Annotated in this window: 13 protein-coding genes; 8 read left to right on the top strand and 5 right to left on the bottom strand. The window is 66.7% G+C overall.

Going from position 1 to position 14,225, the window contains the following annotated elements:
• The first annotated feature begins 1 nt into the window (after nucleotide 1).
• The 3 genes from yihA (at nucleotide 2) to ABC419_RS16225 (ending at nucleotide 2,320) form a co-directional block, all read left to right on the top strand.
• Complete coding sequence (yihA, locus tag ABC419_RS16235) at nucleotides 2-670, top strand: ribosome biogenesis GTP-binding protein YihA/YsxC (RefSeq protein ID WP_125899343.1); 669 nt, start codon at nucleotides 2-4, stop codon at nucleotides 668-670.
• 73 nt (nucleotides 671-743) lie between these two features.
• Nucleotides 744-1,253, top strand: coding sequence for a DUF3617 domain-containing protein (locus tag ABC419_RS16230; protein WP_412876775.1), 510 nt, complete (start codon nucleotides 744-746; stop codon nucleotides 1,251-1,253).
• A 71-nt stretch (nucleotides 1,254-1,324) separates the two neighbouring features.
• Nucleotides 1,325-2,320 (top strand): LLM class flavin-dependent oxidoreductase, encoded by a 996-nt coding sequence (locus ABC419_RS16225; protein ID WP_412876776.1) that lies wholly within the window; start codon nucleotides 1,325-1,327, stop codon nucleotides 2,318-2,320.
• Here the strand turns inward: ABC419_RS16225 and ABC419_RS16220 are convergent.
• The 4 genes from ABC419_RS16220 to ABC419_RS16205 are packed head-to-tail and all read right to left on the bottom strand — an operon-like array spanning nucleotide 2,317 to nucleotide 6,250.
• Entirely contained in the window at nucleotides 2,317-2,844 is a 528-nt protein-coding gene (locus tag ABC419_RS16220) for a hypothetical protein (protein WP_412876777.1), read from the bottom strand. The two genes, ABC419_RS16225 and ABC419_RS16220, sit on opposite strands and share 4 nt — an antisense overlap.
• Before the next feature lie 6 nt (nucleotides 2,845-2,850).
• Nucleotides 2,851-3,999, bottom strand: a complete 1,149-nt coding sequence (locus ABC419_RS16215; RefSeq protein WP_412876778.1) for a polysaccharide biosynthesis/export family protein — start codon at nucleotides 3,997-3,999, stop codon at nucleotides 2,851-2,853.
• Nucleotides 4,000-4,019: 20 nt separating this feature from the next.
• Nucleotides 4,020-5,300, bottom strand: a complete 1,281-nt coding sequence (locus tag ABC419_RS16210) for a glycosyltransferase family 4 protein (RefSeq protein ID WP_412876779.1) — start codon at nucleotides 5,298-5,300, stop codon at nucleotides 4,020-4,022.
• The gene (locus ABC419_RS16205) at nucleotides 5,300-6,250 is read right to left on the bottom strand and encodes a KpsF/GutQ family sugar-phosphate isomerase (protein ID WP_234288020.1); all 951 of its coding nucleotides are present in this window, start codon (nucleotides 6,248-6,250) and stop codon (nucleotides 5,300-5,302) included. Before ABC419_RS16205 ends, ABC419_RS16210 begins: the two co-directional genes overlap by 1 nt.
• Nucleotides 6,251-6,471: 221 nt before the next feature.
• Here ABC419_RS16205 and otsB point away from each other — a divergent pair, with 221 nt between their 5' ends.
• From otsB to ABC419_RS16190, 3 genes are read left to right on the top strand one after another with little or no spacing between them, the layout of a single operon-like run.
• Nucleotides 6,472-7,257, top strand: a complete 786-nt coding sequence (otsB, locus tag ABC419_RS16200; RefSeq protein ID WP_412877993.1) for a trehalose-phosphatase — start codon at nucleotides 6,472-6,474, stop codon at nucleotides 7,255-7,257.
• Nucleotides 7,254-9,038: a glycoside hydrolase family 15 protein gene (locus ABC419_RS16195; RefSeq protein WP_412876780.1), complete on the top strand. Its 1,785-nt coding sequence runs from the start codon at nucleotides 7,254-7,256 to the stop codon at nucleotides 9,036-9,038. The genes otsB and ABC419_RS16195 overlap by 4 nt, the downstream gene beginning before the upstream one ends.
• Nucleotides 9,035-10,432, top strand: a complete 1,398-nt coding sequence (locus ABC419_RS16190; RefSeq protein WP_368925284.1) for an alpha,alpha-trehalose-phosphate synthase (UDP-forming) — start codon at nucleotides 9,035-9,037, stop codon at nucleotides 10,430-10,432. Before ABC419_RS16195 ends, ABC419_RS16190 begins: the two co-directional genes overlap by 4 nt.
• A gap of 6 nt (nucleotides 10,433-10,438) precedes the next feature.
• Here ABC419_RS16190 and ABC419_RS16185 read toward each other — a convergent pair whose 3' ends face one another.
• Nucleotides 10,439-11,344 carry an SDR family NAD(P)-dependent oxidoreductase gene (locus ABC419_RS16185; protein ID WP_412876781.1) on the bottom strand — a complete coding sequence of 302 codons (906 nt, stop codon included), beginning with the start codon at nucleotides 11,342-11,344 and terminating at the stop codon, nucleotides 10,439-10,441.
• 211 nt (nucleotides 11,345-11,555) lie between these two features.
• Between ABC419_RS16185 and ABC419_RS16180 the strand changes: the two genes are divergently transcribed.
• Together ABC419_RS16180 and ABC419_RS16175 are read left to right on the top strand one after the other, a co-directional pair.
• Nucleotides 11,556-12,710: an OmpA family protein gene (locus tag ABC419_RS16180; RefSeq protein ID WP_368925287.1), complete on the top strand. Its 1,155-nt coding sequence runs from the start codon at nucleotides 11,556-11,558 to the stop codon at nucleotides 12,708-12,710.
• A 183-nt stretch (nucleotides 12,711-12,893) separates the two neighbouring features.
• Complete coding sequence (locus ABC419_RS16175) at nucleotides 12,894-14,156, top strand: capsular polysaccharide export protein, LipB/KpsS family (protein ID WP_368925318.1); 1,263 nt, start codon at nucleotides 12,894-12,896, stop codon at nucleotides 14,154-14,156.
• The last annotated feature ends 69 nt before the right edge of the window (nucleotides 14,157-14,225 follow it).

Here is a 14,225-nt window from a genome sequence, read left to right as displayed (position 1 = left end):
ATTGGACGCTTCTGACGAGCCCAAGGTCGGGGAATATTCCGACGCCGAGGTCGAGGCGGCGCGCGTCCTGTTCGCGCGCCAGGCCAGCTTCGTCCTGGGCTGCGCCAAGATCGAGCAGCTGCCGACCCCGGATCTGCCCGAGATCGCCTTCGCCGGGCGCTCCAACGTGGGCAAGTCCAGCCTGATCAACGGCCTGGTCGGCATGCACAAGCTGGCCAGGGCCTCGAACGAGCCGGGCCGCACGCGCGAGGTCAACTTCTTCGACCTGGACGGGCGGATGCGTCTGGTCGACCTGCCGGGTTACGGCTGGGCCAAGGCGTCCAAGACCACGGTCAAGAAGTTCCAGGATCTGGGTCGCGACTATCTGCGCGGTCGGGTGACGCTGAAGCGCGTCTATCTGCTGATCGACGCCCGTCACGGGCTGAAGAAGGTGGATGACGAGGCGCTGAACGCCCTCGACCTGTCGGCCGTTTCCTATCAGATCGTCCTGACTAAGGCCGACAAGCTGAAGAAGGGCGAGGCGGAGAAGGTTCAGGCGGCGACGCTGAAGGCCATCTCCAAGCGCCCGGCCGCCTATCCGCACGTTGCCGTCACTTCCTCGGAAAAGGGCTTCGGCCTGCCCGAGCTGCGCGCCGAGATCATGCGCACCACGGGCGTCGTCCTCGACTGAATCTCACATCCGCGTGAACCGTTAAGCCAGAACGGCGTTGTCCCCTCGGTTCTTAACGAGAGGGGAGCGCTCCATGCGTTCAGCGATTATCGGCGGCGTCGCCGTCGCCTGCCTGCTGGGTCTGTCGGCCTGCGGAAACAGCAACAAGGCCGAAACCCCGGCCGCTGACGGGGCTGAGACCGCCTCGACGGCCGCCGCGCCGGCGACGCTCGATGCGCCCAAGCCGGGCCTGTGGCGCGTGTCCACGGTCATGGAAGGCATGCCGGGCGGCGCCGCCGTGCCGCCGCAGGAAATCTGCATCAAGGAAGCCAAGCTGGAGGCCCCGGCCAGCGCCCAGCAGCCGGGCGCCGACTGTATGACCCAGCCGTTCGCGCGTCAGGGCGACGCCATGGTCGCCGCCTCGTCCTGCACCCTGCCGGGCAATATGAAGGCGGATTCCACCATCCGCGTGACCGGCGACTTCAACAGCCGCTACGTCACCGAGGTCACGACCAAGATGGACCCGGCGCCGACGCCGCAGATGGCCCAGACCAAGGTCACCATGACCGCCGAGCGCATCGGCGACTGCCCCGCCGGTCAGTAAGCGCCCGCCCATAGACGATTGATCGTCACGGCCGGTATGGCGTCGTTGAAAAGCGGCCCCATATCGGTCGGATGATCCCTCTGTCCATTCTCGACCTCGCCCCCGTGCCGGAAGGCTCCGACGTGGGCCAGGCGCTCGCCAACACCATCGATCTGGCCCGCCACGCCGAGCGGCTGGGCTATAATCGTTTCTGGCTGGCCGAGCACCACAACATGCCGGGCATCGCCAGCGCCGCGACCTCGGTCGTCATCGGCGCGGTGGCGGCGGCGACTAAGACCATCCGCGTCGGCGCCGGCGGGGTCATGCTGCCCAACCACGCCCCCCTGGTCATCGCCGAGCAGTTCGGCACCCTGAACGCGCTCCACCCCGGCCGGATCGACCTGGGCCTCGGCCGCGCGCCTGGATCGGACCAGGCGACGGCGCGGGCGCTGCGCCGCACGCTTCAGGGCGACCACGACGCCTTCCCTCAGGACGTGATGGAGCTGATGCAGTGGTTCGCGCCCGCGACGCCGGATCAGCGCATCATCGCCAATCCGGGCGAAGGGCAGGCCGTGCCGGTCTGGATCCTCGGCTCCTCGACCTACGGCGCCCAGCTGGCGGCGCACCTGGGGCTGCCCTACGCCTTCGCCAGTCATTTCGCGCCGGGCGAGATGATGCGGGCCCTCGATATCTATCGACAGACCTTCCGTGCGTCGCCGCATCTTGAGAAGCCCTACGTCATGCTGGGCTACAACGCCTTTGTGGCCGAGACGGATGAAGCGGCGCGCCTGCTGTTCACCTCGGTCCAGCAGGCCTTCGTCAACCTGAGAAGCGGCCGCCCCGGCAAGCTGCCGCCGCCGGTCGAGGGTTATTACGAACGATTGGACGGCGCGGCGCGCGGCATGATCGACGCCGCCCTGGCCTGTTCGGCGGTGGGCGCGCCCGCGACGGCCAAGGCCGCCCTCGACGCCTTCATCGCCCAGACCGGGGCGGACGAGCTGATGCTGACCAGCCAGATCTGGGATCCGGCGGCCCGCGTGCGCTCGCTCGAGCTGCTCGCCCAGGTTACGGGGCAGGCGGGAGGCTAGATCTCGCTCTCGCCAGGCAGAAAGCGTAGCGGCTCGATTTCATCGTCGGCCATGGCTTCCGGTGTCGTCAGCCGTCGCCACGCGGCGCCCAAGCGGATGGCGTCGGCCAGATCCTGGGCCGATATGGGCGCCTGTTCCGCCAGGCGCTGACGCAGGCCCTCACAGGCGGCCATAATGGCGGAGGCCTGCCGCACTTCAGCGACCGGCGAGCGGGCGCCGACGCCTGCCAGCGAGGCGAAGCGCCAACCTGAATCCGCAGGCGTGGATTGGATAAGGGCCCATTTCTCCGCCGGGGTCATCTCACCAGCGAGCGGTTCCCACGCTCCCGTCTCGCCTCGGCGGCGGTACTGACCGGCCTGATCGGGCAGGCCATGGCGGGCGTAGACCTCGGAGGCGACGGCTTCGACGGCTGCAACCTGAGCCAGCAGGTCTTCATGACCAATCGCCGGCACGACCAGCGCACGCTCCTCGGCCGCGCCCTTGGCAGGAGAGCCGAACAGGGCGCGGCTGAAGCGTTCCAGCATGGCGGCCTAGTTGAGGTTCAGCGTGCTGGTGACCGAGACGTCATAGACGACGCGGGTGATGCTCTGGACCACTTCGAAGAATTTGCGCATCTCGGCCGCGCCAGCGCGCGGCGTATAGATGAGGTCGTCTGACTGCATCTGGAAATTGCTGGCGATGAAGAAGCCTTCGCCCTCGTTCAGGTTCAGGCGATAGACTACCGGCACGCCGCGCGAGGTGACGGGCTGCTGGATGCCCAGCGCCTGGGCCACTTCCGGGCGTTCGAAACGGAAGACCAGCACCGAGCGGGCGTTGGCGATGTTGGAATCCAGCCCGCCGACGCCGCTGAGCGCCTCGGCCAGGGTCAGCGGACCGGGCGGCAACTCGCTGCGCGCTACGGCGTTGAAGGCGCCGAAGGAGCTGAAGCGGCGGGGCTTATAGACCAGGTTGACCTGATCGCCGCGTTGCAGGCGCACGTTTTCGTTGAACTCGGTCGTGACGATCGACATGGGGGCCGTATAGACCTTGCCGTCACGCTGGATGCGCACGTCGATGTCGTGAAGCGAGCGCGACGGGCCGCCGGCGGCGGCGATGACGTCGAGAATACGGTCGCTGTTGGCCGACAGAGGTTGACGACCCGGGTTGCGGACGTCGCCCAGTACGGTGACGGCGTTGGAGGCGTTGCCGGCGATGGTGACGATCACCTGCGGATTGGCGACCTTGCCGATCAGGGCGCGGCGCACGACCGCCGAGGCCTGCGACGGGGTCAGGCCTTGCACGGGTACTTCGCCGGCGAAGGGGATCGGGACGGAGCCGTTTCGGTTGACCATCAACGGCGGCAAGGTCTGGTTGCCGCTGCTGGCGCCGTCGCGTGACGAGCCGCCGCCGAACAGGCTGCCGCCCGGTTCGAAGATGCTGATGGCAAGGGTGTCGCCGACGCCGATCACGTCCGTAGGCGCTTCACTGGAGGCGAGCGCCAAGCTCGAGAAGGACGGCGGGGGCGCAGCCTTCAGTCGTTCGCTCAGCGCGAAGTCCAGATCGACGAGCGCGTAGTCGCCCGCCCGTTCCGGGGAGGACGAGCCTTGAACCACGTTGCGGCCGGACGGCCCGTCGCGGGGCAGGGTCGAGCACCCGGCCAGAAGAGCGACGATGAGCAGGCTGGCGGCGGTTCTGGACATGGGGCCTCGGTTCAGTTCCATCAAATGCTTACCCTTGAGGCGGCTGCACCGCCAGAGGCAGACAGCACCCGTTTCTGGACGACATCGAAATGCTGGTCCCAGTTGGGCGCGGAATAGGGCGGCGCGACGGGCGGGTTGCGCGTCCAGTCCTCAAGCGCGGCCAGCCATCCCAGGCCGTCCAGCGGATCGATGAGACGGGCGTGCGGCACCAGTTCGCGGTGAGCGGCGATGTCGGAGGCGATGAGCGGCACGCCCATGGCGCTGGCCTCAACGGCGGGCAGGTCGAAGCCTTCGACCGATGACGGCGCGACCATGGCCCGCGCGCCTCGCATCAGAGCCGAAAGGGCGCAGTCGGGCAGGTTTTCGGCCTGATGCACGAGGCCGCGCAGATTGGGCGAGCGTTGCAGGTGATCCAGCACGGCCTCGTTTTCCCAGCCGTAACGGCCGACCAGGACCAGACGGGGAGTGTCGGCGCCCATGGTCTCTTGCAGTCGCCGCCAGACGGTCAGCAGGAAGGCCAGGTTCTTTCGCGCCTCGATCGTGCCGACGTGAAGGAAGTAGGGGCGTGCCGGCGCAATCGTGGTGCGGCTGTCGAAGGTGCGCTCCAGCCCCAGGTGCGCGACGTCGATTGGCGGGGCGGCGATGTTCGACTGGTCGGCGAAGCTTTTCAGCTCGTCGGCCGTGTAGTGGGAATTGACGATGATCCGCGAGGCGTGACGCAACACGTTGGTCATTCGTCGCTCATGTTTCAGCCCGTCGCCGGGACGGCAGAACTCCGGGTGGGTCACGGGGATCAGATCATGAACCATGATGATCCGCTCAATGCCTCCACCAGCCAGGGCGGTAAGGATGTCCGGCGTGTTCAGACTCGTATGTCCGACATTGATGTAGGCGCGCGCTGACGGGGGGGCGGCGATGCGACGCGACCTGAAGTACTGCTTCCAGATCCGCTTCGGCTTGGTCTTGGGCGGGGCCTGTTCTTCGGGGGCGCGCCCTATGATCGAGACGCTGTCGTCCGGCGAGCGCAGGGCGTCGAACAGCTTGCGGGCTTCGGGGCCGAGTTCGGTCACTACGCCGGGGCCTGTCCAGCGTGTCCGCAGTTCAGCGAGCCGCTGGCGGAACCAGTCATTGTCCACGCGCGCCAGTTGGTCTCTGCGCGCCCGTACGGGCGTCATCCGATAGGTCGGATGTTCGATCAGCCATTCGGCATAGGCCAGGCAGACTCGATCCACGCCGGTCGGCGCGCTGCGCTCAGCTCGGCTGAGCAACCGGCTGGCGTCGAAGAGGACATCCTCGACCATCAGGAGACGTAGCCCGCCTGCATCAGCTCGGCGATGTGGATGATGGCGACCGGGCGACGATCCTCGAGCACGAACAGATTGCTGATCTTGTTGGCCGTCAACAGATCAACGACGTCGCTCATGCGCGCCTCGGGATCGACGGTGATGGGACTGCGGCTCATGATGTCCTCGGCGTGCAGGGCCGAGATGTCGTTGGCGAAGGCGCGGCGCACGTCGCCGTCGGTGATGATGCCGGCCAGGGCGCCGTCGGCGGCCAGTACGGCGACCGCGCCCTTGCGGCCTTCCGTGATCGCCGAGACGACGGCGCCGAAGCCGGCGTCCAGCGGCACGCTGGCCGGGGCGGCGGCGTTGTCGCCCATCCATTCACGCACGGTCTGCAGGCTCATGCCCAGGGCGCCGCCGGGGTGGTGCAGGCCGAAATCCTCCCGCGTGAAGCCGCGTCGGTCCATCAGCACCATGGCCAGGGCGTCGCCCATGGCCAGGGACATCAGCGTCGAGGTCGTCGGCGCCAGGCCGTTGGGGCAGGCCTCGGCCACCTTGGGCATGGTCAGGCAGACGGCGGAGTGACGGCCCAGGAAGCTCTGCGGACGCTGGGTGACGCCGATCACCGGAATGTCGTTGCGCGCGCAGAAGATCAGCGGGTCGCGCAGTTCGCGGCTTTCGCCTGAGTTGGACAACGCCAACAGGGTGGTGTCGGGGCGCAGCATCCCCAGGTCGCCGTGACTCATCTCGGCCGGGTGGACGAAGAAGGAGTTGGTTCCGGTCGAGGCCAGGGTGGCGGCGATCTTGCCGCCGATGTGGCCCGACTTGCCCATGCCCGTCACCACGACATAGCCGGGCCGCGACAGGATGATGTCGGCCGCCCGCGCGATCGAGGAATCCAGCGAACGTTCCAACGCCTCCAGAGCTTCTATGTTCAGACGCACGACTTCGCGCGCTCGATCAGACATGGCCGCGAGTTGTTCAGGAGAGGAAGGAACGGAAAAAGCAGTCATGACGGCTCCAGGCGCCGGGGCCGCTTCTGCGGCTCTTCGTAGCGCAGTGGCAAATGCCTCATTCGAGAGTTCGGCACAATGGCGTCGCAGCGGGTGAATGAACGATGAATAGCGACAACCATTATGGTCGTCATGCGTTGCCATATGTTCCACGCACAGAAAGCACCTTGAAACGCATGTCTTTTGCACAGGGGTTTGCGCGCCCCGCACTGCCTGCGCCCCCGATCCGTCTGAACGGAGCGGCGCTTTTCCTTGATCTGGACGGGGTTCTGGCTCCGCTGGCGCCGACGCCGGACGCCGTAGGGCCGGAGCCGCGCCGCACCCGCACCGTTGAGCGACTGACCCATGCCCTGAGCGGTCGGGTCGCGGTGGTCAGCGGCCGCACCCTGGCCGAGATCGACCGTATCGTCGACGGGGCGGCGCGCGCAGCCTCGGGCGTGCATGGTTTGCAGCGTCGCCGCGCAGACGGCGTGCTGAGCGCCCGCGACCCTGCGCCTTCGGTGAAGGCGGCGCTGGCCGCCTTCCACGACTTCGCCGAGGCGCGGCCCGGCGTCCTGGTCGAGGACAAGGGTCTGTCGGCGGGGCTGCATTTCCGCCAGGCGCCGAGTCAGGCCGACGCGGCCCTGGCCTTGGCGACCGCCCTGGCGGACGAAACCGGCCTGGCGCTTCAGCCGGGGTCGATGGTGCTGGAGCTCAAGACGCCCGGCGCCGACAAGGGCACGGCCGTGGCGGCTTTCATGGCCGAGGCGCCCTTCGCCGGCGCCACGCCTGTCATGGTCGGCGACGACCTGACCGACGAGGCGGGTTTCCGGGCGGCGGAAGCGCTGGGGGGCTTCGGCGTCCTGGTCGGGCCTGAGCGGCCGACGGCGGCGCGCTATCGGCTCGAAAACGTGGAGGCGGTGCTCGACTGGCTCGGCGCTCTGGCCGCGGCGGCCGCAGAGGAGAAGGAGGCGCGCGCATGACGCCCAACCTGGATCTGGCTCCCATCGGCAATTGTTCGGTCAGCGCTCTAGTCGATCGGCAGGGGCGGTTCGTCTGGGCCTGCGCTCCGCGCATCGACGGCGATCCCGTCTTTTCGGCCCTAATGGACGGGGCCTCGCCGGAACACGGCTTCTGGGCGGTGGAGCTTGAGGGGCAGGTCGCGGTCGAGCAGGCCTATGTCCGCAACACGGCCGTCCTGCGCACCGTGCTGACGGCTGGAGACGGAGCGGCGGTCGAGATCATCGACTTCTGCCCGCGTCATCTGAAGCACTCGCGCATCTATAGGCCGATCGCCTTCGGGCGCGTGGTGCGGCCCCTGTCGGGCGCGCCGCGCGTCACCATGCGCCTGCGCCCGTCGGCCGATTGGGGCGCGCGGGCGGCGGAGCGCACCTCGGGCTCCAACCACATCCGCTATCTGTGCAGCGACGTGACCCTGCGCCTGACCACCAACTGCCCGGTCAGTCATGTGCTGGATGAACGCACCTTCCGGCTGGAAGAGGAGATGGCCTTCTTCCTCGGCCCGGACGAAGGCTATGACCAGTCGGTGCTGGCGGGCGTCAATGCGGCGCTGGACCAGACGATCGTCCACTGGAAGCACTGGACCCGCACCCTCTATCTGCCGCTGGACTGGCAGGAGGCGGTAATCCGCGCCGCCATCACCCTGAAGCTGTGCGTCTATGAAGAGACGGGCGCCATCGTCGCCGCCATGACGACCTCCGTGCCGGAGTTCCCTGAGAGCGGGCGCAACTGGGACTATCGCTACTGCTGGATCCGCGACGCCTATTATACGGTGCGGGCGCTGAATCGGCTGGGCGCGGTGGACATCCTCGAGAGCTATCTCGGCTATCTGCGCAATCTGGTCGATGACGCGGCGGGCGGCCATGTCCAGCCGGTCTATGGCGTAGGGCTGGAGCCCGCCATCGTCGAGCGCGTCGTCGATACGGTCGAGGGCTATCGCGGCATGAAGCCGGTGCGCGTCGGCAATCAGGCGCACGAGCATCTTCAGCACGACGTTTACGGTCAGATCGTCCTGCCTCTGGTTCAGGCCTTCTTCGATCAGCGCCTGCTGCGGCCCGGCACGATCGAGGACTTCCGCGCCCTGGAGACCGTCGGCGACCGCGCCTTCGCCCTGCACGATCAGGTCGACGCCGGCCTTTGGGAGTTTCGCACCATCGCGCGGGTGCACACTTATTCCTCGGTCATGTGCTGGGCGGCCTGCGATCGTCTGGCCAAGGCGGCGCATCATCTGGGGCTGGACGATCGGCGCGAGTTCTGGCGCGAGCGCGCCCGCATTATCCGCGAGCGTATCGAGGCAGAGGCCTATCTGCCGGACGAGGGCCGCTTCGCCGCCAGCTTCGGCGGGACCGAGCTGGACGCTTCCTTGCTGCAGATGACCGACCTGGGTTTCCTCGACGCCCGCGACCCGCGCCAGGTGAAGACCTTCGAGGCGGTCGAGCGAGACCTGAAGCGCGGCCCCTATCTGTTCCGCTATATCCATCCCGATGACTTCGGCGAGCCGGAGACGGCCTTCAACTTCTGCACCTTCTGGTACATCGAGGCCCTGCACCTGAACGGCCGCACCGAAGAGGCGCGGGTGATCTTCGATGAGATGCTGAGCCGACGCACCCATGCGGGCCTGCTCAGCGAGGACATCTCGATCCAGGACGGCGAACTGTGGGGCAACTACCCGCAGACCTATTCGCTGGTGGGCATCATCAACTGCGCGGTTCTGCTCAGTCGGTCGTGGACGGACGCGCGATGAGCCGGTTGATTGTCGTCTCCAACCGCGTTTCGGCGCCCAAGGATCCGGCGGCGGGGTCGGCCGGCGGCTTGGCCATGGCGCTGTCGGCGGCCCTGCGGAAATACGACGGCCTGTGGTTCGGCTGGTCCGGCGAGACGGTCGAGCATTTCACCGGCGAGCTGAACATTGAGGACCGCGCAGGCGTCACCGTCGCCACCGTTGATCTGGAGCCGCAGGACGTCGATGAATATTACAACGGCTACGCCAACAAGACGCTGTGGCCGCTGTTCCATCACCGCGTCGACCTGACGGCTTATGAACGGTCCTATGGCGAAGGATATGAGCGCACCAACCGCCGCTTCGCCGAAGTGTTGCAGCCGTTGCTCCAGCCCGACGACGTCCTCTGGATCCACGACTATCACATGATCCCCATGGCGCGGGATCTGCGCCGCCTGGGGGTGAAGAACCGCATCGGCTTCTTCCTGCACACGCCCTGGCCGGCGCGGCAGTTGCTGGTGACGCTGCCGCATCACCGGCGGCTGGTGGAATCGATGTTCCATTTTGATCTGCTGGGCTTTCAGACCCGCGAGTGGATGGAATTGTTCCAGCGCTATGTAGAGGTCGAAGCCAAGGGGCGGATCGGGGAGGAAGGCCGTGTTCACGCCTTCGGCCGCAGCGTTCAGGTCGGGGTCTTTCCTATCGGCATTGACGTGGACGGCTTTCTGGCGGCTCGCGATTCCTTGCTGGGTCAGAAGACCTATGACCGCATGTCGGCCTCGGCCGCCTTCCGCGCCATGATCGTGGGCGTGGATCGGCTCGACTACTCGAAGGGATTGGAGCAGAGGCTGCTCGGCTATGAGCAGTTCCTGGAGGACAATCCCGCCATGCGCGGCGACGTCTTCCTGTTGCAGGTGACGCCGATCTCCCGCGATGACGTCGACACCTACCAGGACATGCGGGGGCGGCTGGAGGCTCTGGCCGGGCGCGTCAACGGCGCTTATGCCGACATGGATTGGCAGCCGATCCGCTATCTGAACCGCACCTATCGACGGGATCAGTTGGCGGGCATTTATCGCGCCGCTCGGGCGGGGCTGGTGACGCCGCTGCGCGACGGCATGAACCTGGTGGCCAAGGAATACGTCGCGGCCCAGGATCCCAAGGATCCCGGCGTGCTGATCCTGTCGCGCTTCGCTGGGGCGGCCGAGCAGATGGGCGAGGCCCTGTTGGTCAATCCGTTCAGCCGGGAGGAACTGTCGGACGCCATCCGCAAGGCTCTGACCATGCCTCTGGAAGAGCGTATCCGAAAGTGGAAGGCGCTGATGCAGGTGGTGCGCGACACCGACGTCGCCCATTGGCGCGACCGTTACGTGAAAGCGTTGATGGCCGCGCCGCTGTCGATGGCAGGCCCGTCCTAGGGCATTTCAGCCCTCATGGGCGCGCATGGCCTTGTTCAACTCGATCATGCCCTGGGCGGCGCCCATCTCCGGTACGATCTCGGTCATCCGGTCCGAAATGGCGTCGAACCGGGTGGCGACCTGTTCGGCTGCGTCCTCGCCGATGATGAAGTCGCCCTGGGTCAGGGTGACATAGGCGCGCTCGAACCCGCCGGCGCCGGCGGCCAGGATGGCGCGGGTCGGGGCGTCGCGGCTGACCAGGTGCAGCAGGCCCGGCGTGACCAGTTCGGGCGCCAGGGCCTCCAGCGGCAGTCCCTGCAGGTCTTCGGTCATGCGGGTGTGTGCGGTCGGGGCCAGGCAGTTGACGCGAATGTCGTTCTTGGCGCCTTCGATCGACAGGGTCTGCATCAGCCCCACCAGCGCCATTTTCGCCGCGCCGTAATTCGACTGGCCGAAATTGCCGAAAAGGCCGGAAGACGACGTCGTCATGACGATCCGGCCGTAATTCTGCGCACGCATGACGTCCCAGACAGCCTTGGTGCAGTTCACCGCCCCCATCAGGTGGACGTCCACGACGAGACGAAAATCCTCCAGCTCCATCTTGGCGAAGCTCTTGTCGCGCAGGATGCCGGCGTTGTTCACCAGAATGTCGATCCGGCCCCAGGCGGCCATGGTTTCGGCGACCATGGCCTGGACCGCCGCCGCGTCCGTGACGGAGGCGCCGTTGGCGACGGCCTCGCCGCCAAACGCCCGGATCTGCCCGATCACGGCCTCGGCGGCGCTGGCGGAGCCGCCGCTGCCGTCACGGGCGCCGCCTAGGTCGTTGACCACCACCCTGGCCCCGCGTCGCGCCAGGGCCAGGGCGTGCTGGCGCCCCAGCCCGCCGCCCGCCCCGGTCACGATCGCCACCTGTCCGTCGAAGCGCATGCTCATGTTCGGTTCATTCCCCATTCATGCTCGCCGCTACAGTGAAGCCTTATTGTCCGGCTTGCGACGGCGACTGACTCTTATGTTGAAACGGCGCCACAGTCGCCACATTCAACGCTAGGCGAGGGAACCGCTGCACTGCAACGTCGTTCGGATTTCGAGCGCCGATGCGGTATGAATGTGTCGGCATCGGATCAACTATGAGTGTGAGGACACCATGAAGCTGAAACTTCTGGCCAGTGTCGCCGCGGCGGGGCTGTTCGCAGCCGGCGCTGCTTCGGCTGAGCCTGATGGCTGGTACGGCGCGATCGACGCCGGCTACCACATCATCGACGACATCAACACGGAAGCCTCGGCGACCGGTCACAACTGGAACTGGGAAGTGAACGACGGCTGGGCGGCTTTTGCTCGTCTGGGCTACCGCTTCAACCCGAACTGGCGTGTTGAACTCGAGGGCGGCTACCGCTCGGGCGACATCGGCAAGGTGCGCGCCGTCTCGGGCCCGCAAGGCCTGTGCAACCTGACGCCGGCCACCGGCCCGTGCCACTCGCCGGAAGGCGACATCACGTCGACGACGCTGATGGCCAACGTGCTGTACGACTTCGGTTCGCCGGAATGGACCATCCGTCCGTTCGTCGGCCTGGGCGTCGGTGTGAACCGCGTCAACGTCGACACTGTCGGCCGCCTGCGCCAGACGCCGGGCGTGGCCTTCGCGGCTGACGACACCTCGACCAAGTTCGCCGCTCAGGCTCTGGCCGGCCTGGCCTGGTCGATTTCGGACCGCGCCAACGTCGACCTGACCTATCGTTACCTGACGGGCGACGCTGAGTTCGAAACCCGCACCTCGGGTACGGGCGCCATTCCGTTCGGTTCGATGTCGGGCGACTACGACCAGTCGCACACCGTGACGCTGGGCCTGCGCTATGCGTTCGGCGCCGAGCCGGCCGCTCCGCCGCCGCCGCCCCCGCCGCCGCCGCCCCCGCCGCCGCCTCCCCCGCCGCCCCCGCCGCCGCCTCCGCCGCCTCCGGCCAAGCCGGCTGCGCGTCAGTTCGTGGTCTACTTCGACTTCGACCGTTCGGACCTGACGGCGGAAGCCCGCTCGGTGGTGACGCAAGCCGCCAACTACGCCAAGTCGGGCGCTCCGACCCGCGTGCTGGTCGTCGGCCACACCGACACCTCGGGCAACGCGGCCTACAACCAGGGCCTGTCGAACCGCCGTGCGCGCACCGTGGCTGACGCCCTGGTCGCTCAAGGCGTCAACGGCGGCGTGATCTCCCTGGACGGCAAGGGCGAGACCCAGCCGGCCAAGGCCACCGGCGACGGCGTGCGTGAGCCGCTGAACCGCCGCGCCACCGTCGACATCAACTTCTAAGGCTCAACGGGGCTGGTTCATTCCAGCCCCCGCGACCTGAGAAGTACCGGTCAAACCTTCCGCCGAGCTCAGTTTCCTGGGTTCGGCGGTTGTGTTTGACAACTGAGCGTGCAGTGCTTTTTCTATTGGTGAAACTGAGGTTGAGCCTCTAAGAGAGCTTGCCTTTCAGAAAGATATCAGCGTTTGCTCGCGCCCTTTGATCCAGATTTCCCGGTCTCAGATGTCGGCGTCGTCAGCTTGACGGGGCGCCGCTTCCTGATTGTGTCTGCCCCGTTCGGTCCCTTCGGGCGTCGATTGGCGGGCGCGATCGAGGCGCGGGGCGGCGAGGTTCGGCGTATGCTGTTCAACGCAGGCGACGTCGCGGACTGGCGGCGAGCGGGCGGCGTCGCCTATCGTGAATCAGCCGACTCGTGGGCAGTTCATGTCTCGCGGCTGGCTGCAGAGTTCACGGACATCCTCGTTTTCGGCGAAGGCGGTCCCTACAACCAAGGCGTGCTGAGTCAGGCGCAACATTTGCCCGCGCGCGTCTGGGTTCTTGAAAACGGCTACTTCCGACCGGACTGGATCACGCTGGAAAGAAACGGGGTCAACGGCTCAAGCGGCCTGCCGCGCTCCGCTGCAGGCTATCCGCCTCCGCCCCCTGAAATCCCTGTGTCGCATCCGGTTGGCAAAATCTTGCCGCACCATGTCATCAACATCAGCCGCTATCACGCGGTTCAGCCGTTTGGGCGGCTGTCGTTCCCTCGTCATCGGCATCACTATACGATCTCGCCGTTGCAGCAGTGCCTCGGCCATGTCCGTCGCTATCTGAGCTTGACCTTCAGTTTGTCCGGCGACCGGGCGGCGGAACGTCTGAGCCTCAAGGGCTCCTTCTTCATTGCGTGTCTTCAGCGCGACGGCGACGCCCAGTTGCTGCGTTATTCCGATATTCACGACAACCTGTCCTTCCTTGATCGGGTGATGGATAGTTTCGCTCGGTCGGCGCCCTCTGAAGCGCGCTTGCTGGTCAAGAACCACCCTCTGGACGCCGGCGTCATCAATCTGAACCGCGCGACAGGCGAACTTGCCGCCAAATACGGTTTGTCGGGGCGCGTTGACTTCATTGACGGCGGCAATCTAGCGCAATTGTGCCGGGCGTCGAAGGGCATGGTGGTCAACAACTCGAGCGCCGCTCTGTCGGCGTTGGGTTTCGGCACGCCGGTCAAGGTGCTGGGCCAGGCCTTCTTTGACTTCGAGGGGCTGACGGATCAGAAGAGTCTGGACGCCTTCTGGGGAGCTCCTGAGCCGGCGGATCGCGCCTTGTTTGCGGCGTTCCGCGCCTATGTGATCGGGCGGACCCAGATCAATGGCAATTATCACGAGCCGCGCGCGCTAGGCGCGACCGCTGAACGTGTGGCTGACGCCTTGGGGCGACGGCTGAATGACGACGTTCGGGGTGTGGCGTAACGGCCACCCCTGAGGGCTGTCACGTTTCTGTCATCTAAGTGTCGCCCTGACGTATGATGACGGGCCTAA

This window comes from Brevundimonas phoenicis (genome assembly GCF_047237745.1).
In the GTDB taxonomy this organism is placed as follows: Bacteria; Pseudomonadota; Alphaproteobacteria; order Caulobacterales; family Caulobacteraceae; genus Brevundimonas.
Note: the sequence above shows the minus strand (reverse complement) of the source record. Positions and strands in the feature narration are given on the sequence as shown.